Source organism: Streptomyces sp. TRM68367, assembly GCF_014495685.1.
Classification (GTDB): domain Bacteria; phylum Actinomycetota; class Actinomycetes; order Streptomycetales; family Streptomycetaceae; genus Streptomyces.
Map to the genome: position 1 here is coordinate 1 of NZ_JACTVI010000027.1, position 23,974 is coordinate 23,974.

The 23,974-nt window shown below is 70.7% G+C and carries 23 protein-coding genes and 1 pseudogene; 6 read left to right on the forward strand and 18 right to left on the reverse strand.

Features of this window, described 5'->3' with window-relative positions; all coding sequences use genetic code 11:
- Positions 1 to 170: 170 nt before the first annotated feature.
- Together H8R17_RS19210 and H8R17_RS19215 are read right to left on the reverse strand one after the other, a co-directional pair.
- Complete coding sequence (locus tag H8R17_RS19210; RefSeq protein WP_187824435.1) at positions 171 to 758, reverse strand: DNA-3-methyladenine glycosylase I; 588 nt, start codon at positions 756 to 758, stop codon at positions 171 to 173.
- Positions 755 to 1,123, reverse strand: coding sequence for a DivIVA domain-containing protein (locus H8R17_RS19215; protein ID WP_187824436.1), 369 nt, complete (start codon positions 1,121 to 1,123; stop codon positions 755 to 757). Before H8R17_RS19215 ends, H8R17_RS19210 begins: the two co-directional genes overlap by 4 nt.
- A gap of 131 nt (positions 1,124 to 1,254) precedes the next feature.
- Between H8R17_RS19215 and folP the strand changes: the two genes are divergently transcribed.
- Positions 1,255 to 2,115 (forward strand): dihydropteroate synthase, encoded by an 861-nt coding sequence (folP, locus tag H8R17_RS19220; RefSeq protein WP_187824437.1) that lies wholly within the window; start codon positions 1,255 to 1,257, stop codon positions 2,113 to 2,115.
- A gap of 70 nt (positions 2,116 to 2,185) precedes the next feature.
- Here the strand turns inward: folP and H8R17_RS19225 are convergent, their stop codons facing one another.
- Positions 2,186 to 2,944, reverse strand: coding sequence for a TIGR00730 family Rossman fold protein (locus tag H8R17_RS19225; protein ID WP_187824438.1), 759 nt, complete (start codon positions 2,942 to 2,944; stop codon positions 2,186 to 2,188).
- A gap of 121 nt (positions 2,945 to 3,065) precedes the next feature.
- A complete protein-coding gene (gene dapE / locus H8R17_RS19230; protein WP_187824439.1) occupies positions 3,066 to 4,145 on the reverse strand; it encodes a succinyl-diaminopimelate desuccinylase in 1,080 nt (359 codons plus the stop codon).
- Positions 4,146 to 4,228: 83 nt separating this feature from the next.
- Here dapE and H8R17_RS19235 point away from each other — a divergent pair, with 83 nt between their 5' ends.
- Positions 4,229 to 5,206 (forward strand): heavy metal transporter, encoded by a 978-nt coding sequence (locus tag H8R17_RS19235; protein WP_187824440.1) that lies wholly within the window; start codon positions 4,229 to 4,231, stop codon positions 5,204 to 5,206.
- A gap of 321 nt (positions 5,207 to 5,527) precedes the next feature.
- On the forward strand, positions 5,528 to 5,965 hold the full coding sequence (locus H8R17_RS19240; RefSeq protein WP_187824441.1) for an ATP-binding protein: 438 nt from the start codon (positions 5,528 to 5,530) through the stop codon (positions 5,963 to 5,965).
- Between the two features lie 160 nt (positions 5,966 to 6,125).
- Here H8R17_RS19240 and H8R17_RS19245 read toward each other — a convergent pair whose 3' ends face one another.
- Both H8R17_RS19245 and fdxA read right to left on the reverse strand, forming a co-directional pair.
- Entirely contained in the window at positions 6,126 to 7,217 is a 1,092-nt protein-coding gene (locus H8R17_RS19245) for a bifunctional succinyldiaminopimelate transaminase/glutamate-prephenate aminotransferase (protein WP_187824442.1), read from the reverse strand.
- Between the two features lie 117 nt (positions 7,218 to 7,334).
- Entirely contained in the window at positions 7,335 to 7,655 is a 321-nt protein-coding gene (fdxA, locus tag H8R17_RS19250; RefSeq protein WP_003973842.1) for a ferredoxin, read from the reverse strand.
- Positions 7,656 to 7,795: 140 nt separating this feature from the next.
- Between fdxA and H8R17_RS19255 the strand changes: the two genes are divergently transcribed.
- Both H8R17_RS19255 and H8R17_RS19260 read left to right on the forward strand, forming a co-directional pair.
- A complete protein-coding gene (locus tag H8R17_RS19255) occupies positions 7,796 to 8,827 on the forward strand; it encodes a GNAT family N-acetyltransferase (RefSeq protein ID WP_187824500.1) in 1,032 nt (343 codons plus the stop codon).
- 17 nt (positions 8,828 to 8,844) lie between these two features.
- Positions 8,845 to 9,696, forward strand: a complete 852-nt coding sequence (locus H8R17_RS19260) for a transglutaminase-like domain-containing protein (RefSeq protein WP_187824443.1) — start codon at positions 8,845 to 8,847, stop codon at positions 9,694 to 9,696.
- 312 nt (positions 9,697 to 10,008) lie between these two features.
- Here H8R17_RS19260 and H8R17_RS19265 read toward each other — a convergent pair whose 3' ends face one another.
- The 4 genes from H8R17_RS19265 to H8R17_RS19280 form a co-directional block, all read right to left on the reverse strand.
- The gene (locus tag H8R17_RS19265) at positions 10,009 to 12,519 is read right to left on the reverse strand and encodes a hypothetical protein (protein WP_187824444.1); all 2,511 of its coding nucleotides are present in this window, start codon (positions 12,517 to 12,519) and stop codon (positions 10,009 to 10,011) included.
- A gap of 157 nt (positions 12,520 to 12,676) precedes the next feature.
- Entirely contained in the window at positions 12,677 to 13,087 is a 411-nt protein-coding gene (locus H8R17_RS19270; RefSeq protein ID WP_187824445.1) for a DUF6113 family protein, read from the reverse strand.
- Positions 13,084 to 13,998, reverse strand: coding sequence for an N-acetyl-1-D-myo-inositol-2-amino-2-deoxy-alpha-D-glucopyranoside deacetylase (gene mshB / locus H8R17_RS19275; RefSeq protein ID WP_187824446.1), 915 nt, complete (start codon positions 13,996 to 13,998; stop codon positions 13,084 to 13,086). Before mshB ends, H8R17_RS19270 begins: the two co-directional genes overlap by 4 nt.
- A gap of 26 nt (positions 13,999 to 14,024) precedes the next feature.
- A complete protein-coding gene (locus H8R17_RS19280) occupies positions 14,025 to 14,219 on the reverse strand; it encodes a hypothetical protein (protein ID WP_187824447.1) in 195 nt (64 codons plus the stop codon).
- Positions 14,220 to 14,404: 185 nt separating this feature from the next.
- Between H8R17_RS19280 and H8R17_RS19285 the strand changes: the two genes are divergently transcribed.
- On the forward strand, positions 14,405 to 16,522 hold the full coding sequence (locus H8R17_RS19285; RefSeq protein WP_187824448.1) for a S9 family peptidase: 2,118 nt from the start codon (positions 14,405 to 14,407) through the stop codon (positions 16,520 to 16,522).
- 179 nt (positions 16,523 to 16,701) lie between these two features.
- Here H8R17_RS19285 and H8R17_RS19290 read toward each other — a convergent pair.
- From H8R17_RS19290 to H8R17_RS19325, 8 genes and pseudogenes are all read right to left on the reverse strand, one after another.
- A pseudogene (locus tag H8R17_RS19290) lies at positions 16,702 to 17,084 on the reverse strand (VOC family protein); the annotation flags it as partial.
- Between the two features lies 1 nt (position 17,085).
- A complete protein-coding gene (locus tag H8R17_RS19295) occupies positions 17,086 to 17,286 on the reverse strand; it encodes a DUF397 domain-containing protein (RefSeq protein WP_187824449.1) in 201 nt (66 codons plus the stop codon).
- The gene (locus tag H8R17_RS19300; protein ID WP_187824450.1) at positions 17,249 to 17,650 is read right to left on the reverse strand and encodes a DUF5753 domain-containing protein; all 402 of its coding nucleotides are present in this window, start codon (positions 17,648 to 17,650) and stop codon (positions 17,249 to 17,251) included. Before H8R17_RS19300 ends, H8R17_RS19295 begins: the two co-directional genes overlap by 38 nt.
- A 424-nt stretch (positions 17,651 to 18,074) precedes the next feature.
- Positions 18,075 to 19,199, reverse strand: coding sequence for an ABC transporter ATP-binding protein (locus H8R17_RS19305; RefSeq protein WP_187824451.1), 1,125 nt, complete (start codon positions 19,197 to 19,199; stop codon positions 18,075 to 18,077).
- Positions 19,192 to 20,250 carry an ABC transporter ATP-binding protein gene (locus H8R17_RS19310; RefSeq protein ID WP_187824452.1) on the reverse strand — a complete coding sequence of 353 codons (1,059 nt, stop codon included), beginning with the start codon at positions 20,248 to 20,250 and terminating at the stop codon, positions 19,192 to 19,194. The genes H8R17_RS19305 and H8R17_RS19310 overlap by 8 nt, the downstream gene beginning before the upstream one ends.
- Positions 20,251 to 20,261: 11 nt before the next feature.
- A complete protein-coding gene (locus H8R17_RS19315) occupies positions 20,262 to 21,194 on the reverse strand; it encodes an ABC transporter permease (protein WP_187824453.1) in 933 nt (310 codons plus the stop codon).
- On the reverse strand, positions 21,187 to 22,119 hold the full coding sequence (locus tag H8R17_RS19320; RefSeq protein ID WP_187824454.1) for an ABC transporter permease: 933 nt from the start codon (positions 22,117 to 22,119) through the stop codon (positions 21,187 to 21,189). The genes H8R17_RS19315 and H8R17_RS19320 overlap by 8 nt, the downstream gene beginning before the upstream one ends.
- Positions 22,120 to 22,282: 163 nt before the next feature.
- Positions 22,283 to 23,905 (reverse strand): ABC transporter substrate-binding protein, encoded by a 1,623-nt coding sequence (locus tag H8R17_RS19325; RefSeq protein WP_187824455.1) that lies wholly within the window; start codon positions 23,903 to 23,905, stop codon positions 22,283 to 22,285.
- Between the last annotated feature and the right edge of the window lie 69 nt (positions 23,906 to 23,974).

Consider the following 23,974-nt stretch of genomic DNA (forward strand, 5'->3'; position numbering starts at 1 on the left):
GACCCCAGCGACCTCGCCAGCTACGTCATGCACGCGACATCCCAGGCCGCCGAGCACGACACGCCCCACTAATTCATCGACAGGCCCCTGGAGCACCATACGGAGCTGCGGGTCCGTTGTGGCTGGGCGCGCCCACGCGGCGGAGCCGCAAATCGATACGGCCCGCGCCCCTAGGAGGCGCTCCTCGCCACGCATGCTTCCAAGTGATCGTCGACGAGGCCGCACGCCTGCATCAGTGCGTATGCCGTCGTCGGGCCGACGAAGCGCAGGCCTCGTTTCTTCAGGGTCTTGGATAGGGCCGTGGACTCGGGGGTGACCGCGGGGACGTCGGTCAGGGTCTTCGGGGCCGGGCGGGTGGTCGGGTCGGGGGCGTGGGACCAGATCAGGGCGTCCAGTTCGCCGGGGGTCCACTCGGCCAGCACGCGCGCGTTGGCGAGGGTCGCGTCGATCTTGGCGCGATTACGGATGATGCCGGGGTCGGCCAGCAGGCGCTCGCGGTCCTCGTCGGTGAAGGCGGCCACCTTGGCGATCCTGAAGTCGGCGAAGGCGGCGCGGAAGCCGGGGCGGCGGCGCAGGATCGTGATCCAGGACAGGCCGGACTGGAAGGCCTCCAGGCTGAGGCGTTCGTAGAGGGCGTCGTCGCCGTGGACCGGGCGGCCCCACTCCTCGTCGTGGTACGTCACGTAGTCAGTGGTGGACAGGGCCCAGGGGCAGCGCAGCGCGCCGTCCGGGCCGGCCAGGGCGGTGCCGTCGCTCACTGGTGGTCCTCCTGCTGCCACGGATGGTCGTCCCGCTCCTGCTTCTCCATGGAGACCCGGGCGGCCCGGGCACCCGCGAGGGCGGACTCCAGGTCGGCGATCCGGGCGTCGCGCTCGGCGAGCTCGGCGCCGAGGCGGTTGAGGGCGTCGTCCACGTCCGCCATGCGGTAGCCGCGGGCGGCGAGGGGGAAGCGGAGGCTGTCCACGTCGGCGCGGTTGACCGGGCGGTCCGGGGGCAGCGAGTCCTGCAGCCGTTCCGGCGCGGCCTCGGGCAGCGGGCCGTTCTCGCCGCCGCCGATCACGGCGAGGGTCACCGCGGCGACCACGACGGCGAGCGCGACGACCAGGAACAAGAACATAACCATCGCTGGGTCCCCACGGTCGGATGAGTCGGAGTCGGATGTGTCAGGCTCCGATCGTGCCATGCGACTCTGACAATGAGGGCCGCAGGCGGCCGAAGACCGGACGCGGGACGCAGGAGAAGAGGACACAGGGGATGCTCAGGCTGGGCAGGCGGGAATTCGGGCCGCACGAGCCGGTGGTCATGGCGATCGTGAACCGGACCCCGGACTCCTTCTACGACCAGGGGGCGGCCTTCCGCGACGAGCCGGCCCTCGCGCGCGTGGAGCAGGCGGTGGCGGAGGGGGCCGCGATCATCGACGTCGGCGGGGTGAAGGCCGGGCCGGGGGACGAGGTGACCACCGAGGAGGAGGTGCGGCGGACGGTCGGGTTCGTGGCGGAGGTGCGGCGGCGGTTTCCCGATGTCGTGATCAGCGTGGACACCTGGCGGCACGAGGTCGGGGAGGCCGTGTGCAAGGCGGGGGCGGATCTGCTGAACGACGCGTGGGGCGGGGTCGATCCGCGGCTGGCGGAGGTGGCCGCGCGGTATCGCGTGGGGTTGGTGTGTACGCATGCGGGTGGGGCTCAGCCGCGGACTCGGCCGCATCGGGTGACGTACGACGATGTGGTGGCCGACATCCTGCGGGTGACCCGGGGGTTGGCGGAGCGGGCGGTGGCGTTGGGGGTGCCGCGGGAGTCGGTGCTGATCGATCCCGGGCACGACTTCGGGAAGAACACGCGGCACAGTCTGGAGGCGACGCGGAGGCTGGGGGAGATGGTGGCCACCGGGTGGCCTGTGCTGGTGTCGTTGTCCAACAAGGACTTTGTCGGGGAGACGTTGGACAAGCCGGTGAAGGAGCGGTTGGTGGGGACGTTGGCGACGACGGCGGTGTCGGCCTGGCTGGGGGCGCAGGTGTACCGGGTGCATGAGGTGGCGGAGACGCGGCAGGTGGTGGACATGGTGGCGTCCATCGCGGGGCATCGGGTGCCGGCGGTTGCGCGGCGAGGGCTGGCGTAGGGGTAAGGGCTTCGCCCCTACGACCCCACCAGGGGGCTCCGCCCCGGACCTCAAAAGTGGTTTGGCCCTGCTAGCGGCCTGCCTCCTTCGACACCAACGCCACCGCCTCGTCCACGTCGTCCGTCACGTGGAACAGGAGGAGGTCCTTGGGAGCCGCCTTGCCCTGGGAGATCACCGTGTCCTTGAGCCAGTCGACCAGGCCGCCCCAGTACTCGCTGCCGAAGAGGACGATCGGGAAGCGGGTGACCTTCTGGGTCTGGACCAGGGTGAGGGCCTCGAAGAGTTCGTCGAGGGTGCCGAGGCCACCGGGGAGGACGACGAAGCCCTGGGCGTACTTGACGAACATCATCTTGCGGACGAAGAAGTAGCGGAAGTTGAGGCCGATGTCGACGTAGGCGTTCAGTCCCTGCTCGAAGGGGAGCTCGATGCCGAGGCCGACCGAGATGCCGTTCGCCTCGACGGCACCCCTGTTGGCGGCCTCCATAGCGCCGGGGCCACCGCCGGTGATCACCGCGAAGCCCGCCTCCACCAGGCCCCTGCCGAGGCGCACACCGGCCTTGTACTCGGAGGAGTCCACCGGCGTACGGGCCGAGCCGAACACGCTGATCGCGGCGGGGAGTTCGGCGAGGGTACCGAAGCCCTCGATGAATTCGGACTGGATGCGCAGGACTCGCCAGGGGTCGGTGTGGACCCAGTCCGAGGGGCCGCCCGCGTCCAGCAGTCGCTGGTCGGTCGTGCTCGCCTGTACCTGGCCCCGCCTACGGAGGACCGGCCCCAGGCGCTGCTCCGACGGTGGCCGCGTCGTCCCCTCGGGGGTGTCGGTAGCCATGTGCGCTCCCTCCGATTGCAGGTCGTTCCGGTCCAGCGTAGATCCACGGGGATTACGGCGGGGGGACGCGCGCGTGTCCGCCATGGAGCGCGCGCCGTGACGGACAGGACAGCAGGCGGCCTCAGGCCGTCAGCCAGGCCCGCAACCGCTCCTCCCCCGCCAGGATCTTTGCCGTGTCCACGCGTTCGTCCCGCTTGTGCGCCAAGTGCGGGTTTCCGGGGCCGTAGTTGACCGCCGGGATGCCGAGGGCCGAGAAGCGCGAGACGTCCGTCCAGCCGTACTTGGGCTGGGGGGTGCCGCCGACCGCTTCGATGAAGGCGGCCGCCGCCGGGTGGGACAGGCCGGGCAGGGCACCGCCGCTGTGGTCGTCGACCACGAACTCCGTCACGCGGCAGTCGGCGAAGACCTCTTGGACGTGGGCCACGGCCTCCTCCGGCGTGCGGTCCGGTGCGTAGCGGAAATTGACGGTTACGACGCATTCGTCCGGGATGACGTTTCCGGCCACGCCACCCGTGATGCCGACCGCGTTCAGCCCCTCGCGGTACTCCAGGCCGTCGATCACCGGATAGCGCGGCTCGTACGACGCCAGGCGGGCCAGGATCGGGGCCGCGGCGTGGATCGCGTTCGCGCCCATCCAGCCGCGCGCGGAGTGGGCGCGCTCGCCCTTCGTCTTCAGCAGGACGCGCAGGGTGCCCTGGCAGCCGCCCTCGACCTGGCCGTCCGACGGTTCCAGCAGCACCGCGAAGTCGCTCTCCAGCCACTCGGGGTGCGCCTCGGCCACGTGCTTGAGGCCGTTCAGTTCGGCGGCGACCTCTTCGTTGTCGTAGAAGATGAAGGTCAGGTCGCGGTTGGGGGCGGGGACCGTGGCCGCGATGCGCAGCTGGAGCGCCACCCCGGCCTTCATGTCGCAGGTGCCGCAGCCCCACAGGACGCCGTCCTCGTCCAGCCTCGACGGGACGTTGTCCGCGATCGGGACCGTGTCGATGTGACCGGCGAGGACGACCCGCTCCGCGAGGCCCAGGTTCGTGCGGGCCAGGACGTTGTTGCCGTACCGCTCGACCGTCAGGTGGGGCAGTGTGCGCAGTGCGGTCTCGATCGCGTCCGCGAGCGGCTTCTCGGAGCCGCTCTCGGAGGGGAAGTCGACGAGCTGCGCGGTCAGCCGCGCGGCGTCCCAGGTGAGGTCAAGCGGGGTGTCGGTCATGCCGTCGACCCTAACGCGCCAGCTGTCGGCCCTCTGTCCACAGTCGGCACACGGGCACCCCTACTCTCCAGTACCTTGTACGCGTGCCAGAGTCGTACCCATCCACCCTCAAGCCTCGTCGCCGCCGCCCCTTGCGCATCGGGGCGGCCTTTCTGATCCTCTGCGCGGTCGCCGGTTACCTCGTGGTGCAGTACGTCACCGGGGGCGCGGGCGGGCCGGGCTGCAGAGTCGTCTCGGGCAAGGACGACGGGGCGACGTACGAGTTCACGCCGGAGCAGGCGGTGAACGCGGCAACGATCTCCGCCGTGGGCACCGCGCGCGGCCTGCCCGAGCGGGCCGTGACCATCGCGCTGGCGACCGCACTGCAGGAGTCGGCACTGCGCAACCTCGACCACGGCGACCGGGACTCGCTGGGCCTGTTCCAGCAGCGGCCCTCGCAGGGCTGGGGCGCACCGCGGGAGATCATGGACCCGATCTACTCGGCGGGCGAGTTCTACGAGCACCTCGTCAAGGTGCCGGACTACATGCGGCTGCCGCTCACCGTCGCCGCGCAGCGGGTGCAGCGCAGCGGCTTCCCGGAGGCGTACGCCAAGCACGAGCCGGACGCCACGCTGCTCGCCGCCGCCCTCACCGGGCACTCGGCGGCCACGCTGACCTGCGACGGGCGTCCCGCCGCCACCCGGGCCGCGGGGCCGGACGCGGTGCGGACGGCGCTGGTGCGGGACTTCGGGCGGGATGTACTGGAGTTGGCCGGTGCGGAGGTGGGCACTGCGGCGTCGCCGACGCCGGCCGCGGGGGCCTCGGGCGACCGGACCGTGACGCTGCCCGTGCCGGCCGGGGCGGGTGCCGGCGACGGGCGCGATGCGCGCGAGCGCGGCTGGCAGCTCGCGCACTGGGCGGTAGCCAACTCCTCCGCCCTGCACATCGAACGTGTGTCGTACGCCGGGCGGGAGTGGATCGCCGGGAACACGGTCGGCCAGTGGAGTACGGCCGCCGGTGCGCAGGGTGCCGGGGGCGCCGAGCGCGGGGCCGACGCGGTCCGGATCGTCACTGCTCGGTAGTGCGGGTCGTCACCCTCAAGGGTTACGTGCGGGGTTCGCGGGCGACGGGGCGTGCAGGTTTTCGCGCCGTCACCCTCGGATCCGTCGAAGCCTTGAGAACACGGAGGTGTAAGGATTCGGCAGACTTTCGGGCGCCGAGCTTTTTGCCCTTTTTTATCCGTAGCCGATTATGCGACGCATTACCAACTCTTTACGTTCGGCGGCCGCAACCTTCGCGGGCTTCGAGCGGTAGTCACTGCGTCCGAGCCCGGACGATCACCGGACGATCAACAGCCGGGCACGGTCCGACACTTCACCGTTCACTCCCGTCGAAGGAGCATTATGTCCCTCCCCCTGACCCGCCGGATCGCCCGTGCCGCGCTGCTCGTCGCTGCGGGAGCGGCCGCCGGGGTCGGTGCGGCCGGCTCCGCCAGCGCGGCCCCCGAGCTGCCCACCACCCCGAACCTCGGCGGGCTGACCGCCCTGGACGGGGCGGACGTCGGCACCACCGTCGACGGTGCGGCGCAGAAGGTCACCGAGTCCGCGGGTGACACCGGTGGCAAGACCGCCAAGAAGGCGGTGCCGGCCGCGGGCAAGACCGGCGGAAAGGTGGTCAAGACCAGCGGCAAGACCGTCAAGAAGACCACGCCGGTCGCGCAGCAGGCGGCCGGCGACACGGCGGGGTCCGCCGGGGAGATCCTCGGGGACACCGCCGGTACGGCGACGCAGGGCGGCACGCCGACCGGGCAGCTGCCGCTGAAGGGTCTGCCGCTCGGCTAAGCGCCTGGCTCGAGCCGTACGCCGGGGTTCAGGGAGTTTCCTGGGCCCCGGCGTCGGTGTGTTGTGGGTCGGGACAGCTGGAGCGGGTTCGGACGGTGCCTGGCGCTGTGGGCCGTGCCCACCTTCCCCCATTGCCCGGCGGAACGCCTGCCCACGGCGGTTACAGCCGCTCTACGGCTGCCCGTACGCGCTCGTCCGCTGCCGTCAGGGCCACTCGTACGAACCTGTCGCCCGCCGGGCCGTAGAAGTCGCCCGGGGCCACCAGGATGCCTCGCTCGGCCAGGTGGGCCACCGTGGTCCAGCAGGACTCGTCCCGGGTGGCCCAGAGGTAGAGGCTGGCCTCGCTGTGTTCGATGCGGAAGCCGTGGGAGACGAGTGCCTCGCGCAGGGCCGTGCGGCGGGCGGCGTAGCGCTCGCGCTGGACGCGGACGTGATCGTCGTCGCCCAGGGCCGCGACCACGGCCGCCTGGGTCGTGGCCGGGGTCATCATGCCGCCGTGCTTGCGGATCTCCAGGAGGGGCGCCAGGACCGCCGGATCGCCGGCGAGGAAGGCCGCGCGGTAGCCGGCGAGGTTGGAGCGCTTGGAGAGGGAGTGGACGGAGACGATGCCGTCGTACGAGCCGCCGTTCACGTCCGGGTGCAGGACCGAGACCGGGTCGGCCTCCCAGCCCAGCTCCAGGTAGCACTCGTCGGAGAAGAGCAGGATGCCGTGCCGGCGGGCCCAGGCCACGATGCGGGTGAGCTCGTCCTTCGACAGGACCCGGCCCGTGGGGTTGGACGGGGAGTTCAGCCAGAGGAGCTTCAGGCCCGCCGGGTCCAGCTCGGTGGGGTCGTCGTAGGCCTCGTAGTCCGCGCGGGCCAGCCGGGCGCCGACCTCGTACGTCGGGTAGGCCAGGCGCGGATAGGCGACCTTGTCGCCGGGGCCGAGGCCCAGCTGGGTCGGGAGCCAGGCGACGAGTTCCTTGGAGCCGACGACCGGCAGGACGTGGCGGTGGGTGACGTCGCGGGCGCCCAGGCGGTGCTCCACCCAGCCCGTGATCGCGTCGCGCAGCGCCGGCGTGCCCCAGACCGTCGGATAGCCCGGCGAGTCGGCCGCGTCGATCAGGGCCTTCTGGATCAGCTCGGGCACCGGGTCGACCGGCGTGCCGACGGAGAGGTCGACGATGCCGTCCGGGTGCGCGGCGGCCGTCTTCTTGTACGGCTCCAGCTTGTCCCACGGGAAGGTGGGCAGGCGGTCGGAGACTGCGGACACAGCTTTTCGCTCACTTTCTCGTACGGCAAACGCCTCGGTCCCGTACGGCGATCAACGCGGTCGAGGCCGTACGGGACCGAGGCGGCGCGGTTGCGCGCGGGCGCCTTGCCGGACCGCTTACTGGTTCTGCGGCGGCAGCGCGGCGACGAACGGGTGGTCGCGCTCGATCAGGCCCAGTTTGCTGGCGCCGCCGGGGGAGCCGAGTTCGTCGAAGAACTCGACGTTCGCCTTGTAGTAGTCCTTCCACTCCTCCGGAGTGTCGTCCTCGTAGAAGATGGCCTCGACCGGGCAGACCGGCTCGCAGGCCCCGCAGTCGACGCATTCGTCCGGGTGGATGTACAAGGACCGCTGGCCCTCGTAGATGCAGTCGACCGGGCACTCCTCGATGCACGCCTTGTCCTTGACGTCGACACAAGGCTGCGCGATGACGTAGGTCACGCTGTCGTTCCTCCTCGATAGGGCGCTGGCGGGCCTCCTCAGGCTCCGCCGCCTGGCGCGCGGGAGCGCGGCGTCGTCGATGCCCGCCTCTAGTATCTCCGTTCTTGGGCATGATCCGAACAGGAGGGGTGGACCGACCTGTGGAAATCTCGGCCGCCGGGCGTCTCGAGGTTCGTATCACCGCAGCTGACGTGGGCAAACGAGTCTCCGTACGACGGTTGAGCGAACCTGAAGTCACGGAAGAGAAGTTTACTGACACGGTGGGTGTTCTCACATCATGGGACGACGGTGTGCTGCTGATCACACGGAAGAGCGGCGAGTCCGTCCGCATCCCGGAGACCTCACTGGTTGCGGGCAAGGTGGTCCCCTCCGCTCCGGCGCGTCGCCGCGGTCCCGCCGCCTCGTACGAGGAGCTGGCCCGGGCGTCCGCGCGGTCCTGGCGGCCCGTGGAGAGCGAGCGGCTGGGTGAGTGGGAGCTGCGGGCGGCCTCCGGATTTACCCGGCGGGCCAATTCCGTGCTGCCGCTCGGCGACCCCGGCCTGCCGCTGGACGAGGCGCTGGCCGCCGTACGGCGCTGGTACGGCGAGCGCGGGCTGCCCGCGTGCGTGCAGACCGCGACCGGCGCCGAGGGCACGCAGGAGCTGCTGTGCGCGGAGCTGGAGCAGCGGGGGTGGGTGCGGGAGGTGACCGCCGAGCTGTGGACCGGCGCCCTGGCGCCCGTCGCCGACCGGGCCGAGCCACCGTCCGGGATCGTGCTGGCCCGGGCGGCCGACGAGGCGTGGCTGGCGCGCTACCAGCGCAAGGGCGTGAGCGAGGTGGCGTTGCGGGTGCTGGGGAGCGGGCCGTCGGTGTGGTTCGCGACCGTGCCCGGCCTCGCGGAAGGGGAGGCTCCGGCGGCGATCGGGCGGTGTGTCGTGGACGGGCGGTGGGCCGGGTTCGCCGCGGTCGAGGTGGATCCTCGGCTGCGGCGGCGCGGACTCGCCACCGGTGTGATGGCCGCGCTGGCCCGGCAGGCCCTCGACGAGGGTGCGTCGGCGGCGTGGCTGCAGGTCGAGGAGGACAACCCGGGGGCGCGGGCGCTGTACGCCGGGATGGGCTTCGCGGCGCACCACGCGTACCACCACTACCGCGAGCCACAGGCCGGCGACGACGGGCGGTACGAATCGCCGTGAGGGGGCACGAAGCAGCTATGGGTCCGCCCTATCCCCCGTCCGCGGAGCGGTCCGCCGAAGTGCGCCGGCGGTTCGCCGACGAGGCGCGGTCCGAGCGGCCCGATGTGTCGACACTGTGCCTGCTGGTGGGGGCGGAGGCGGACAGGGCGCTGGACGAGGCGGGCATCGACTCGGCGCAGGTCGAGCTGGACCGGCTCGCGGGGCTGCTGCCGTACCGGCCGGGCGGGCCGCGGGCCTGGGCGGTGGCGCTGCGGGAGCTGCTCGGGGAGCGGTGCGGTTTTCACGGGACGCCGGCCGACTACCGGCGGCTGGAGTCGTCGCTGCTGCATGAGGTGCTGGGGCGGCGGCGCGGGTTGCCGATCTTGTTGTCGGTGGTGTGGATGGAGGTGGCGCGCAGGGCGGGGGCGCCGGTGTACGGGGTGGCTCTGCCGGGGCATTTCGTGGTCGGGTTCGGGGCGGCTGAGGAGCAGGTGCTGGCGGATCCGTTCGACGGGGGGCGGGTGATGACGGGGGCCGATGCGGAGTTTCTGGTGGCCGGGGCTACGGGGACGCGGCTGGATCCGTCGATGCTGGCGCCGGCCGATCCGTTGGATGTGGTGCGGCGGATTCTGAACAACGTGCGGGCGTGGGCCACGGCGCGGCCGGAGCGGTCGGATGTGGCGTTGTGGGGGGTTGAGCTGGCGTTGCTGTTGCCTTCACATCCGGCGCGGTTGCGCTATGAGCGGGGGAAGTTGCTGGTGCAGCGGGGTGACTTCGCCGATGGAGCCGCGGAGTTGGAGGCGTATGCCGGCGTGGTGGCCGAGGTTGACCTTGCCGCCGCTGAGCGGGTGCGGGGGGAGGCTCGGATGGCTCGGGCGATGTTGAATTAGGGGTCCTAGCACTCTGAGCGCCAGATGAGGTCGCGTGGTCTGGTGCCGTGCATCGCAAGGCGCCGGAGAGCCCTCGATGGGGGTGCCCCGGCTCGGGCGGAGCCGAGAGTGGGGGAGGAGCTACTGGGGCTTTTCGGCAACGCGGCGAGGTGCGGTGCCAGGCCGCGCGACCCGCGACCACGATCGACGGCTGGCTGACGACGGCGGCGCCGGCGGTCTTGTCATACGGCGGCAGCAGTCCGGGGCGGTGGGTCCCGTACGACCACGAAGGGCGCCCGAGGAGTCCCGGATGCCCTGTGCCGTGCGCGCGGACTAGCTCGGGTTCGTCTTGATGACCGCGACCCGGTCGGTCGTGCTCACCAGGGCCTGCCGCAGGGCGACGTAGACGTCCTGGGGGGTGACGGGCGTCTTCTTGCCGTCGGCCCGGGTGATGAGCACACCGTCGAACGCCTGGCCGTAGAGCTGCTTCAGGGCGGCCAGGTCGGGCTTCTCGACCAGCTTGCCGTTGACGGCCGTCACCCTGAGGAACTTCCACAGCGACTTCTCAGGGCTCATCGGGACCGAGTGTTCCGCATCGGTCTCCACCGTCACGTTGGCCGACATGGCCGGCTCGGCGAACTCCTTCATCATCCGGTCGACCTCGGCCTTGGTGACCTTCGGCTGCTGGGTGGTGGTCGGGACCGCCACCGCGGGCGCCGTACCGGTCTCCACCTGGGTGCGGTACGCCTCCTCGACCGCCTCGGTCGACTGGGCGACGTCGATGCCCTTGCCCGCCTTGCCGTACACGGGGACGGCCTTGCCGGGCTCGAACCTGATCGTGCCCTCGGTGACCGAGCCGGAACCGCCGGCCGCGTTCTCCAGGGCGGCCTTCAGCTTCTCCTCGTCGACGGGCATGACCGGTTCGACGACCCGGTGGTTGCCGAACAGCGAGCCGACCACGGAGACCGGGTTGTAGTCGCTCTGCGCGGCCGTGCTGGCCGTGGTCTGCATGTCGAACTGGAGCCCGGCCTGGTCGGGCCTGAGCTCGACGGCCTTGCCGTTCACCGACAGCTTCAGCGGCTTGTTCACACGGGCGTCGAAGGCGTCGTCGAGCTTCTTCACGGCGTCGTCGCGGGTGCCGCCGCCGATGTCGACGCCGAGCACGGTGGTGCCCTTGGGCACGTCGGAGCGGTTCATCAGCAGTCCGGCGCCGTACAAGCCGCCGGCCACGACGATCACGCCGACGCCGAGCAGTGTCAGCTTGCTGCGGCCCTTTTTCGCCGGCTTCGCGGAGCCCGCCGGGGTCTGCGAGACCGGTTCGGGCAGCTTCGGGGGCGTGTGCGGCACGGGTCCGTCGCCGGGCGCGCCCGGGCCGAACGGCGAGTTCGCGCCAGGCGGGACGACCGGGATACCGCTGGTGACGGTGTGCCCGGAGACGTTGTCCGGGTTGCCGTAGGGGAGGTTGTCCGGTTCGGGGGCCGGCTTCTGCGGGGTGAGGATCGCGGTGTCGTCACTCATGCCGCCGCCGGGGCCACCCGGGGTGCGAGGACCGCCGGGACCGCCGAGGGTGCCGGGGCCTCCGGGGCCGCCAGGCGCGCCGGGGCGGCCGCCCGGCTCGTCGAAGCTGCCGGGGCCGCCAGGGGTGCCGGGACCGCCCGGTCCGCCCGGGTGGCCGCCCGCCTCATGGAAAGCGCCGGGAACACCGGGGCCGCCGGGCCCGCCTGGGCCGCCGCTCGCCGACGTCACCCTCGGGCCGTCCCCGGTGACCGGGCCGCCGGTCGGGCCCGCGGGGCCCTGCGAGCCACCCGGGCCGCCGCGACCGCCGTGGCCGCCACGGCCGCCCGGCTCGTCGAAGCTGCCGGGGCCGCCCTGGCCGCCGTAACCGTCCTGGCCACCGAAGCTGCCCCGACCGCCCAGGCCATCCTGACCGCCGTAGTCCTGGCCACCGAAGCCGTCCTGGCCACCGAAGCCGTCCTGGCCGTCCCGGCCACCCAGGCCGTCCCGGCCGCCGTAGGAGTCCTGACCGCCGCGTCCGACGGGGCCGCCCTGCTCGTCCTCCGAGAAGTACGGCAGGTCGTCGCGGCGCGGCTCGGCGCCGCCCGGGCCGGGGCGCGAGCCGTTGCCCAGCGGGCCCGCCGCCAGCGCCTCGGTGACGTCGAAGGAGCCGGTGCCGCCGCCGTGCCCGGGCGCCACGGGGCCGCCGGTCGCGCCGGGGAGCCCGGCGCCGTTCATGCTGCCGCCGGGGCGGGAGCCGTTCGCCCCGCCCGGCCGGGAGCCACCCGGCACGCTCATGGAGCCGACCACGCCTCCGGGCCGGCCGCCGGCCGCACCACCCGCGCCGGAACCGGACGCACCCGCGCCCGCGCCCGCGCCCGCGCCCGGCCCAGACATACCCGCACCCGAACTGCCGGACTGACCGGCGCCGTTGGTGATGCCGCTGCCCTGACCGCCCTTGCTCGCCGGGGACTTGCGTGGCGCGAACCAGTCGCTGGTCGGCTTCTCCTCGGCCGGCCGCGCGGGCTCCGCTGGCGCCTGGACGGTACTCATGGACGTGATGTCGCCCGGCGCCGACGCCTCCGCGTCGGTGTCACCGCCGTCCTCCGCCTCCCCGACGGGCTTGCGCACGACGACCGGCGGAATGGGCCGTGATCCGGGGATGTTGATCCGGATCCGGGTGGTCAGCGTGGTTTCGGTCTTGCGGTCCTCCGGCCGCGAGCCCGAGCGGCCCGCATCCGTACCGTCATCGGAAGCCGTGGGGGTACCGTACGGCGGCGTCCCCGAGGGGTATGCGGCTCCGCCGCGCCCGTTGGGCCCGGAGGACGGTGTGTCAGTTTCACGACTCAAGGCAGGTTCTCCCGGTTGGCTCCGCCGCCCCACACGACCTCACTGCGGGCGGCTCGGCGGCGCGCACCACCATACTGGCCACTACTCGCCCGTACGCCAGGACCGCTGGGGAAACCCACACGGGACCCGCACGCGCGCGTTATGGCGAAGTAGTACGTCACTTGCCAAGTCGGACGTGACCGTCGTCCGGTTGCCGCCCCGGAGCGAGGGTGGCACACATCACAGCCACGGCGATGCCGCCGAGCAGGAAGACATAGGAGCCCCCTTCCGCGGCGAAGAGGAAGTCGCCCTCGGGCCGGCTGGCGGTGAGCAGGATGACTGCGAGCATCCAGCCGACGGCCGGTGCGATCGCCCCGCCCCGGCGGCCGGAGGCGCGGGCCGCGCCCAGGCAGAGGCCGGCCTCTCCGGCCAGGGCGAGCAGCAGCCCGCCCGGGAACCACGCGGGCTGCACCAGCGCCCCGGCCACCCCGACCACGGCGCCGAGCACGAAGAGCCCCAGGTAGGCGACGATCCGCCCGGCGGAGGGCGGCCGCATCGGCTGGGCGAGCATCGAACCCCGGTCGCTCATGACGCCTCCTCGGCCGACGGATCGGCGATTGCGGCGAACAGGTCCGTCTCCCATGTGTCCGAGGCGCTCGGCCGGCCTCCGGCCGGGGGGACCCCCGTCTCGCTTCGCTCGCCGCGCACCAACTCGTAGTACTCCGTGCTGAGGATGGGCTGCGCGAGTTCGTTGGAGAGCGCGAAATACGGGTCGGCCACCTCGATCTGCGTGGCGTGCGCGCGCATCGCGGCGGCCTTGGCGGCGGCGTGCGCGGTGCCGTCGACGGTGGTGGTGATCCGCTCGTCGGCGACGAGCCCGGGAACGTCGTCGAGCGTGGCCGTCTTGGTGAAGGGCAGGCCCGCGAGGTCGTCCTGGAGGCGGGCGAAGGACTGCCCGGCCACGGACCGGGGCACCCGGTTCCAGTAGATCCGGTCGACCGGGCAGCCCGCCTCGGCGGCGAGGCCGGCGGCGCGCATGGCGACGCGGTGGGCCTGGATGTGGTCGGGGTGGCCGTAGCCGCCGTTGTCGTCGTAGGTGACGAGGACCTGGGGGCGCACCTCGCGGATCACCTCGACGAGGTGGGCGGCGGCCTCGTCGACGTCCGCCTGCCAGAAGCAGGCGGGGTCGTCGTTGTCGGGCAGGCCCATCATCCCGGAGTCGCAGTAGCGCCCGGCGCCGCCGAGCAGCCGGTGGTCCGTGACGCCGAGCTCGTGCATCGCGGCGGCCAGCTCGCCCAGGCGGTACTGGCCCAGGGCGGCGCCGGTCAGGTGCGCGAGGCCGGGCGGGATGACCTCGCCGCGCTCACCGAGGGTGCAGGTGACCAGCGCCACATGGGCTCCCTCGGCCGCGTACCGGGCCATGGTGGCGCCGTTGTTGATCGACTCGTCGTCCGGGTGCGCGTGCACCAGCAGCAGACGCCGGGAGGGCAGATCCGTCATGGACCCCACCCTAAGTCCCGGGGATGTCAGAACTTGATGCTGCCGATCATCCCCGCGATGTTGTTCGTCAGCTCGCTGATCGTCGGGGCGACGGTCGAGGAGGCGAGGTAGAAGCCCAGGAGCATGCACACGATCGCGTGCCCCGCCTTGAGCCCTGACTTCTTGATCAGAAGGAACACGATGATCGCCAGCAGCACCACCGCCGAAATCGAGAGTGCCACGGCGGCTCACCTCCAAAGAACCCAGGGACGTGGGGGGTCGGACTATGGGAGCAGTAGTCAGTGCAGATAACCGTACTGGCCAGCGGGTTCATACCCACTATGCGCTAGTGATCATAACTATCCATACGCGCGCATCGACTGGCGCACAGCCGCACAAGGGGGCGCATGGCCAATATGGTCGGGGCATGACCACCGAGGCTGACTCCTTCCCCCGACGGCACGCCCGGACCCAGCGGTTCACGCTCGGCGCGCCGCGTTCGTTCACCGTGGCGCCCGACGGTTCGCGTGTCGTGTTCCTGCGCTCCAGTTCCGGTACGGACCGGGCGAGTTCGCTGTGGGTCCTCGACACGGAGAACGGCGCGGAGCGCGTGGCCGCGGACCCGCGCGCTCTGCTGGGCGGCGCCTCGGAAGACCTCCCGCCCGAGGAGCGGGCACGCCGCGAGCGCAGCCGCGAGGGCGGCGCGGGCATCGTCGGCTACGCCACCGACACGGCCGTCGAGCTGGCGTCTTTCGCCTTGTCAGGGCGGCTTTTCGCGGCGGAGCTGCGGGCCGGTACGGCACGTGAACTCCCCGTCGCCGGGCCGGTGATCGACCCGCGCCCCTCCCCCGATGGACGGCACGTGGCGTACGTCGCGCAGGGCGCCCTGCGCGTGGTGGGCGCCGAGGGCGAGGGCGACCGGGCGCTGGCCGAGCCGGAGTCGGAGGGGGTGTCGTACGGGCTGGCGGAGTTCATCGCGGCCGAGGAGATGGGACGTTCCCGGGGCTTCTGGTGGGCGCCGGAGTCGGACCGGCTGCTCGTGGCGCGGGTGGACGACACACCGGTCAGCCGGTGGTGGATCTCCGATCCGGCGCATCCGGAGCGGGAGCCGCAGCGGGTGGCGTACCCGGCGGCGGGGACCGGGAACGCGGCGGTACGGCTCTTCGTGATCGGTCTGGACGGGGTGCGCACGGAGGTCGTCTGGGACCGGGCGCGGTACCCCTATCTGGCACATGTGCACTGGTCAGCGGCTGGTGCGCCGCTGCTGCTCGTCCAGGCGCGGGACCAGCGCAGCCAGCTGTTCCTGGCCGTGGCCCCGGAGTCGGGGGCGACCCGGATGGTGCACGCGGACGAAGATCCAACATGGCTGGAACTTTTCGCCGGGGTGCCGCGCTGGAGCCCGTCCGGGCAACTCGTGCGGATCGCGGACGAGGGCGGTGCGCGGGTGCTCACGGTGGGAGAACGCCCGCTCACGGGGCCACAGTTGCACGTCCGGGCGGTGCTGGACGTGTCCGACGAGGACGTACTCATCTCGGCCTCGGCGGGCGAGGAGGCGGCCGAGCCGGAGACGGGTCAGGTGCACCTGTACCGGGTGAACGAGCTCGGCGTGGAGCGCCTGTCGCAGGAGCCCGGCGTGCACTCGGCGGTGCGGACCGGGGGCGTGACCGTGCTGGCGTCCGTGACGCTCGATCGGCCGGGCGCCCATGTACGGGTCCTGCGCGACGGCAAGCAGGTGGCGACGGTTCCTTCGTACGCCGAAGATCCCGGTATGTCCCCGCGCGTGCGGCTCACCGAGGGGGGCGCACGCCGCATCCCGTGCGCCGTGCTTATGCCTCGGGACTACGCCGGTGACACCCCCCTGCCGGTCTTGATGGACCCGTACGGTGGCCCCCACGGCGCGCGTGTGCTTGCCGCGCACAACACCCACCTGACCTCGCAGTGGTTCGCCGACCAGGGCTTCGCGGTGATCGTCGCCGACGGCCGCGGGACGCCCGGCCGCTCCCCCGCCTGGGAGAAGGCTGTCCACCACGACTTCACGGTGTCGCTGGACGACCAGGTGGAGGCGCTCCAGGATCTGGCGAAGTCCCACCCCCTGGACCTGTCCCGGGTGGCGATCCGCGGCTGGTCCTACGGCGGCTGGCTCGCGGGCCTGGCCGTCCTGCGCCGCCCGGACGTCTTCCACGCGGGCATCGCCGGCGCCCCGGTCACGGACTGGCGCCTCTACGACACCCACTACACCGAGCGCTACCTGGGCACGCCAAACGGGCAGCCGACGGCATACGCCCACAGCTCACTGGTCACCGACGAGGGCCTGTCCTCCCCCGCCGCACCGCACCGCCCGCTGATGATCGTGCACGGCCTGGCCGACGACAACGTGGTCGCCGCCCACACCCTGCGCCTCTCCTCGGCCCTGCTGGCAGCGGGCCGCCCGCACGAGGTCCTGCCCCTCTCGGGCGTCACGCACATGACCCCACAGGAACAGGTCGCGGAGAACCTGCTGCTGCTACAGGTGGACTTCCTGAAGCGGTCACTGGGGCTCACGTAACCCTGCGGGCACGGGAGCGGGCCGGGACGACATGGCGCATCCCGGCCCGCTTTTACGGCACCCGCACGGCCGTACGCTGTTCAGCGTGCCGTGTCCGTATTCCGGAACGGCTTCCGCCAAGTTGCCTGCGCGTTAACGCGGTTGGTGCGGGTTTGTACGGCTACGCCCTTCCGCCAGGGTTCCGCACCCGCCACGAGCCCCACTTCGAAGCCGTCGGTGTTGGCGAGGGAGGCCGCGTAGTGCTGGGGACCGCCGGCGTGGGGGTAGCGGTCGGCGAAGAGGGGGCCCAGCCGCATGCGGGCGCCTCGGCCGCCAGCCCGTCGGCCGTCTCGCGGCTTCCGGCGTGGAACGCGAGGTGGTTGAGCCCCGGACGCGTCCGGTCGTGCTCGGTGCCGGTCATCGCCGGGGACTGCTCGACCACGAGGTACGTCGGGCCCAGACGCCAGCTGCGTCCCCGCTCCCACTCTTGGTACGGGCGGTGGCCGAGGCGGCCGAGGAGCCAGTCCCATTCGCAGGCGGCGCGGGGCAGGCCGGGCACCCACAGCTCGATGTGGTGCAGCAATTCAGCGCCGAACTGCACCCGTGGCACCGTCCGCGACAGCGCGGAGCAGATCGCCGAGGGCGGTGGAAGTCGTCACGATGACATTGCCGGGCGTGGCGCTTTCCCGGAGGCAGAGGCGTCCGGCGGAGTCGAGGGCGACTTCGACGCAGGTGTCGGATCCCGGCTCACTGAACGTCGACTTCTGCCACGCCAGTTGCGACATGCTCGCCTTCTCTAGAGCAGTGGGTACAGAAGGCGCTGAATGAGCCCCTGTGAGTCCTTAGCTCCGCAGCCTCCAGCAGCCGGACGAGCTGACCGCGCCTGATCTCCGGGTCCCCGAACGACATATGGAGGGCCGCCTCATGGATCACGGCGTGCAGACGCGGCGCGTTTTCGCCGGTCAGCACAGCTTGACGACGGATCCGGAACTCCACCTCCCGGTCCTGCTCCACTCGCGACGCCCCCGTGTATCCCCCGCGATAGCCAGCGGTGGCGTACTCCTCGGTCTGGAGCAACCCAGGAATGAACATCGGCTCGTAGCAGACGAGCTCACGGGAGCCGTCCTCCAACTCGGCGAGATCCAGCAATGAGGGACGCAACCGTTCCGCGTCACGGTGTGGGATCACGAGCCAGGTACGCCCACGCCCCGCTCCCCCACGGACGGCGACGAACACGGGCGCGGAACTGGTCGCCCTCGCCGAAGTCGGCGTAGATGTGACCGACATCGGCGAAGGGCCACGCCGTGGCGTTCCGGGCGGCGTGCGCCGCATCCCTCTGCTCTCCGACGGATGGTTCTACGCCTTGCTCGGACGAGAGCAGTGCCGAGGTCCTGCGCCAGGTGCGTACCCAGGTCGTGGCTCACAACACGGACGCAGAAGCCGCCTTGGACGCGGAGTTCGATCACAGGCCGACCCAGGCGACTGACGGGTAAAAGTGCCGGACGGCACGATTCCCCCACATGACTGGTCCCTGGCACTCGACCAAGTGCCGGGGACCATCGCGCAAGAGGTGTCAGGCCGCGTGGACCACGTCCTTCTCCTCGGCGAAGTGGCAGGCCGACTCGTGGGCCGCCGGGGAGTCCGCGTCCTTGAAGCGCTCGGGGACGGCCAACAGGGGGACCTCCTCGGCGCACTTGTCCTGGGCCTTCCAGCAGCGCGTGCGGAAGCGGCAGCCCGAGGGCGGGTTGGCCGGGGACGGCACGTCGCCGGTGAGGATGATCCGCTCGCGGTGCTCGCGGGCGTCCGGGTCGGGCACCGGGACCGCCGACAGCAACGCCTGGGTGTAGGGGTGCGTCGGGTGGTCGTAGATCTGCTCGTCCGTGCCGATCTCGGCCATCTTGCCGAGGTACATCACGCCCACGCGGTCCGAGATGTGCCGGACGATGGACAGGTCGTGCGCGATGAAGATGTAGGACAGGTTGAACTCGTCCTGGAGCTTCTCCATCAGGTTGATGACCTGTGCCTGGACCGACACGTCCAGTGCCGACACCGGCTCGTCGCAGATGATGATCTCGGGGTTCAGAGCCAGGCCGCGGGCGATGCCGATGCGCTGGCGCTGACCGCCGGAGAACTGGTGCGGGTAGCGGTTGATGTACTCCGGGTTGAGGCCGACGACGTCCAGCAGGTCCTGGACCCTGCGGTGCCGGTCGCTCTTGGGCGCCGCCTCCGGGTGGATGTCGAAGGGCTCGCCGATGATGTCGCCCACCGTCATGCGCGGGTTGAGCGAGGTGTACGGGTCCTGGAACACCATCTGGATGTTGCGGCGGACGGCTTTCAGCGCACTCCCGGACAGTTTGGTGATGTCCTGGCCCTTGTAGAAGATCTCGCCGGCCGTGGCCCGCTCCAGGTGCATCAGCAGCTTGGCCACCGTGGACTTGCCGCAGCCGGACTCGCCCACGATGCCCAGCGTCTCACCCTGGTGCAGGTCGAAGGAGATGCCGTCGACGGCCTTGACCGCGCCGACCTGCTTCTTGAACAGGATGCCCTGGGTCAGCGGGAAGTGCTTGACCAGTCCCCGCACCTGGAGGATCGGCTCGCCACGCTCGGCCGGGGCCTCGATCGCGGCGCCCGCGGCCTCGACGTCGGAGACGTTCGGCGTGGCGTCCTGCTGCTCGACTTTCTTGCTGGGCTCAGCCATGGAGCGTCTCCTTCCAGAAGTGGCAGGCCGAACCGCGGCCCACCAGCTCGGTGCCGTCCTGCTCGGTCACCGGGTGCAGGTCCGGGATCTGTGTGCGGCAGATGTCCTGGGCCTTGGGGCAGCGCGGGTTGAAGGCGCAGCCGGACGGGACGCGCATCAGGTTGGGCGGCAGGCCCTTGATCGCGTACAGCTCCTGGCCCTTCTGGTCCAGGCGGGGGATCGAGTCCAGCAGACCGCGGGTGTAGGGGTGCGCGGGCCGCTTGTACAGCTCGTGCACCGGCGCCCGCTCCACGATCCGGCCCGCGTACATCACCGCGATCTTGTCCGCGACGTCGGCGACCACGCCGAGGTCGTGGGTGATCAGGATGAGACCCATGTTGTACTCGCGCTGGAGTTCCGCGAGCAGGTCCATGACCTGGGCCTGGACCGTCACGTCGAGGGCTGTGGTCGGCTCGTCGGCGATGATCAGGTCCGGTTCCAGGGCGAGCGCCATGGCGATCATGATGCGCTGGCGCATACCGCCGGAGAACTGGTGCGGGTAGTCGTTCACCCGGGCCGCGGCGGCGGGGATCTTCACCCGGTCCATCAGCTCGATCGCCTTGGCCTTGGCTTCCTTCTTGGCCAGGCCCTGGTGGACCCGGAACATCTCGCCGAGCTGGTAGCCGACCGTCAGGACCGGGTTGAGCGAGCTGAGCGCGTCCTGGAAGATCATGGCGATCCGGCGGCCGCGGATCTTGCGGCGCTCCTCGGCGGCCATTCGCAGCATGTCCTGGCCGCGGAAGAGGATCTCCCCCTCGGGGATCTTCGCCGGCGGCATGTCGAGGATGCCCATGATGGCCTGCGCGGTGACCGACTTGCCGGAGCCGGACTCACCGAGCACGGCGAGCGTCTCGCCCGCGTTCACGCTGTAGTTGACGCCGTTGACGGCCTTGACGACGCCCTCGCGGGTGTGGAACTCGACGTGCAGGTCGCGCACTTCGAGCAGCGGGGCACCGTCGTCCCCGCCGTCGCGGGGCGAGGGCACGGGGGCGACTTCTTCGATGATGGTCACGTACGCCTCCCTCAGCGCATCTTCGGGTCGAGGGCGTTGCGGACGGCCTCACCGAGCATGATGAACGCCAGCACCGTGATGCTGAGCAGAATGGACGGATAGAGCATGATCCACTTGGCCACCCGGATCTGGTTGCCGCCGTCGGAGACGTCGTTGCCCCACGAGACGCCGTCCAGGCCGAGGCCCAGGAACGACAGGGTGGCCTCGGCGGCGATGTAGAGGCCGAGCGAGATGGTCGCGACGACGATCACCGGGGCCACCGCGTTGGGCAGGACGTGCCGGAAGAGGATCCGGCGGGTTCCGGCACCGAGCGCCTTGGCCGCATGCACGTAGTCCGCCTGTTTGACGGTGATCACCGAACCGCGCATCACGCGGGCGGTCTGGGTCCAGCCGAGGAAGGCCAGGGCGGCGATGACGACCGGGATGGAGCGGTCGGTGAAGGAGTTCAGCATCACCATCGCGCCGAGCAGGAACGGGATGCCGAAGAACATGTCCGTGATCCGCGACAGCACGGCGTCCAGCCAGCCGCCGAAGTAGCCGGCCACCATGCCGATCAGGCCGCCGAACAGGGTCACCACCAGGGCGGTGCCGGCGCCGACCAGCAGCGAGGCGCGCGTGCCGTGGATGGCGCGGGCGTACACGCTGCGGCCCTGGGCGTCGTAGCCCAGCCAGTCGGCCGCGAAGAGATGGCCGTAGTTCGGCTTCTGGAGGTAGTGGTTGGCCAGGTCCTTGTAGTTGGGGTCCGCGCTGGTGAACAGTCCCGGGAAGGCCGCCATGACCAGCAGCAGCAGGATGAGTACGGCCGCCACGATGAACACCCAGTTGGAGCGCAGGTCCCGCCAGGCGTCGCCCCACAGGCTGCGGGTCTTCTCCGGCTTGGCCTCCGGCGCGGCCGCGCTGGTGGCGACGGCGGTGTCGTCGGCGGTCTTGGTCAGCTCAGGCATAACGGATCCTCGGGTCCAGAACCGCGTAGAGCAGGTCGACGATCAGGCTGGTGGCGAGGTAGACGAGGACGAGGATGGTGACCAGGCCGACGAGCGTGGTGCCCTCCCGGCGCACGATCGAGTCGTAGATGGTGCCGCCGATGCCGTGGATGTTGAAGATGCCCTCGGTCACGATCGCACCGGTCATCAGGGCACCGATGTCGGTGCCGAGGAAGGTGACGACCGGGATGAGGGAGTTGCGCATCAGGTGCACGCCGATGATGCGGCGGCGGGGCAGGCCCTTGGCGATGGCCGTGCGCATGTAGTCGGCGCGCAGGTTCTCGGCGACCGAGGTACGGGTCAGCCGGGCCACGTAGGCGAGCGAGGCGCAGGCCAGCACCGTGGCGGGCATCAGCAGCTGGCCGACGTTGGTGTCGTCGACCACGGACGGTTCCAGCCAGTTCAGCTGGAAGGCGAAGACTGTCTGGAAGATGTAGCCGAGCACGAAGATCGGCACCGAGATCAGCAGCAGCGTCAGGAAGAGGATCGCGGTGTCGGCGGCCTTGCCCGCGCGCATGCCGGAGACGACGCCGAGCAGGATGCCGAGGGTGGCCTCGATGGCGAACGCCAGACCGGCCAGCCGGAGCGTCACCGGGAAGGCGTCGCCCAGGACGTCGGTGACCGGCCGACCGCTGCCGATCTGCGTGCCGAAGTCGAAGTGCAGAACGATGTTCCGCATGTAGTCCCAGTACTGCACCAGGACGGGCTTGTCGAGGCCGTACTCGTGCCTCAGCGACCGCAGCACCGCGGGGCTGGCGGCCTTGTCGCCGAAGAGCCCCCGCACGGGATCGCCGGGCAGGGCGTAGACCATCAGGAAAATCAACAGGGTTGTCCCGATGAAGACCGGGATCATCTGGAGCAGTCGTCGTGCGACATAACGCCCCATGGTGCCTCCATGTCAGTTACAGCGGCAGGCCCTCTTCGCCCCATACGAACGGCTTCCCGAATGGATTCCGTACGTACGCGGCGAAAAGGGCCCCCGGCCGGCCGGCCGACGCCGTGCCGCACCCGGATGCGGGGTGCGGCACGGCACACGCTGTCGTCAGCGGTTACTTCTTGACCTGAACGCCGGTCAGGATCGGGTCACCGTCCTGGGCGTACTTGACGCCGGTGACGTTCTCCGAGTAGCCCGCGTTGACCTTGTAGTAGAAGAGCGGAATGCTCGGCATGTACTTCGGCAGAGCCTTCTCCACGTCCTGGTAGAGCTTCTCCGACTCCTCGATCGTCTTGGCACTGTCGGCCTTCTTGATCAGGTCGTCGATCTCCTTGCTGGAGAAGCTGCCCTGGTTGCCGTCCGAGTGGGTGCCGAACAGGTCACGGAGGAAGTTGGCGTTGAACGGGTAGTCGAGCACCCAGCCGGACCGGTACAGCGACTTGACCTGCTTGTTGTCGCGGGCGTTGAGGTCCGCCTGGAAGTCCGCCTTGGCGTCACCCGTGCACGCCACGCCGACCGCCTTGGTGATGGAGCCGCAGACGGCCTCCACCCACTCCTTGTGACCGCCGTCCGTGTTGTACTGGATGGAGATCTTGTTGCCCGGGACGCCGCCACCCTCCTTGATGAGCTGCTTGGCCTTGGCCGGGTCGTACGTGGTGACGTCGCCGGCGGCGTTTGGCTGGTAGCCGAGGACGCCCTTGGCGACCCAGCCGGTGGCGGGCTCACGGGTGCCCTGGAGCACCGTCTTGGCGATGGTGTTGCGGTCGATCGCCATCGACAGGCCCTGCAGGACCTTCGGGTCGATGTCCTTCCACTGCTTGGTGTAGAAGGCGACGGCAATGGTCTGGATCGCGGAGTACGGCTGGTCGACGGCGCGGTCGCCGAGGTCGGCCTTGTAGACCGGCAGGTCGCGCGGGGCGACCTGGCGCATCACGTCGAGGTTGCCGGACTTCAGGTCCTGGTAGGCCGTCTCCAGCTTGGCGTAGTTCTTGAAGATCACGCCGCCGTTCTTGGCCTTGTTCGGACCCTTGTAGTCGTCGTTGCGGACGATCTCGATCTGCTTCTTGTGCTGCCAGCTGACGAACTTGTAGGGGCCGTTGCCGACCGGCTTCTCGCCCGCGGCCTTCGGGTCCTTGTAGAAGGACTCGGGCAGCGGCGAGAAGACCTCGTAGCCCAGCTTGTACACGAAGTACGGGATCGGGCTGTTCAGCGTGATGGTGAAGGTGTTGTCGTCGACCACCTTCAGGCCGGACATCTCGGTGGCCTTCGGCTTGCCCTTCTCGGGCGCGACGTCGGCGTAGCCCTGGATGTCGGAGAACCAGAAGCTGTTGGTCTGCTTGTTCTCCGGGTTCGCGGCCCAGTTCCACGCCTTGACGTAGGACTGGGCGGTCACCGGGGTGCCGTCGTGGAACTTCCAGCCCGGCTTCAGCTTGACCGTGAAGGTCTTGTTGTCCTTGCTGTCGACCGACTGGGCGTTCATCATGACGATCTTGCCGCTGGAGTCGTAGTCGACGAGCCCGGTGAACAGCGCCCGGGTGACGATACTGCCGTTGGACTCCATGGTGTTCGCTGGCTGCAGCGGGTTCTGCGGCTCGCCGACCTCGACCGAGAACTTGCCGTTCGGATCGACCGCGGCCTTGCTGTCGCTGCCTTCGTCGCTTCCCCCACCACAGGCGGTCGCGCCCAGGGCCACAACCGCGGCTATCGCGACCCACTTGGCGCTCTTGGCACCGCGCATGGGTTCCTCCTCATGAGTCCATTGGTTCACCGCAAAGGGGTGCACACGACACACTGCCGCCACCGCCCG

What these genes read in the sequence shown, in the direction of transcription:
- H8R17_RS19285 (WP_187824448.1), top strand. Translation starts at nt 14,405, where the DNA reads ATGACCACCGAGGCTGACTCCTTCCCCCGACGGCACGCCCGGACCCAG.
- H8R17_RS19260 (WP_187824443.1), top strand. Translation starts at nt 8,845, where the DNA reads ATGGGTCCGCCCTATCCCCCGTCCGCGGAGCGGTCCGCCGAAGTGCGC.
- H8R17_RS19305 (WP_187824451.1), bottom strand. Translation starts at nt 19,199, where the DNA reads ATGGCTGAGCCCAGCAAGAAAGTCGAGCAGCAGGACGCCACGCCGAAC.
- H8R17_RS19225 (WP_187824438.1), bottom strand. Translation starts at nt 2,944, where the DNA reads ATGGCTACCGACACCCCCGAGGGGACGACGCGGCCACCGTCGGAGCAG.
- dapE (WP_187824439.1), bottom strand. Translation starts at nt 4,145, where the DNA reads ATGACCGACACCCCGCTTGACCTCACCTGGGACGCCGCGCGGCTGACC.
- H8R17_RS19270 (WP_187824445.1), bottom strand. Translation starts at nt 13,087, where the DNA reads ATGAGCGACCGGGGTTCGATGCTCGCCCAGCCGATGCGGCCGCCCTCC.
- mshB (WP_187824446.1), bottom strand. Translation starts at nt 13,998, where the DNA reads ATGACGGATCTGCCCTCCCGGCGTCTGCTGCTGGTGCACGCGCACCCG.
- H8R17_RS19295 (WP_187824449.1), bottom strand. Translation starts at nt 17,286, where the DNA reads ATGTCGCAACTGGCGTGGCAGAAGTCGACGTTCAGTGAGCCGGGATCC.
- H8R17_RS19315 (WP_187824453.1), bottom strand. Translation starts at nt 21,194, where the DNA reads ATGCCTGAGCTGACCAAGACCGCCGACGACACCGCCGTCGCCACCAGC.
- folP (WP_187824437.1), top strand. Translation starts at nt 1,255, where the DNA reads ATGCTCAGGCTGGGCAGGCGGGAATTCGGGCCGCACGAGCCGGTGGTC.
- H8R17_RS19215 (WP_187824436.1), bottom strand. Translation starts at nt 1,123, where the DNA reads ATGGTTATGTTCTTGTTCCTGGTCGTCGCGCTCGCCGTCGTGGTCGCC.
- H8R17_RS19325 (WP_187824455.1), bottom strand. Translation starts at nt 23,905, where the DNA reads ATGCGCGGTGCCAAGAGCGCCAAGTGGGTCGCGATAGCCGCGGTTGTG.
- H8R17_RS19320 (WP_187824454.1), bottom strand. Translation starts at nt 22,119, where the DNA reads ATGGGGCGTTATGTCGCACGACGACTGCTCCAGATGATCCCGGTCTTC.
- H8R17_RS19240 (WP_187824441.1), top strand. Translation starts at nt 5,528, where the DNA reads ATGTCCCTCCCCCTGACCCGCCGGATCGCCCGTGCCGCGCTGCTCGTC.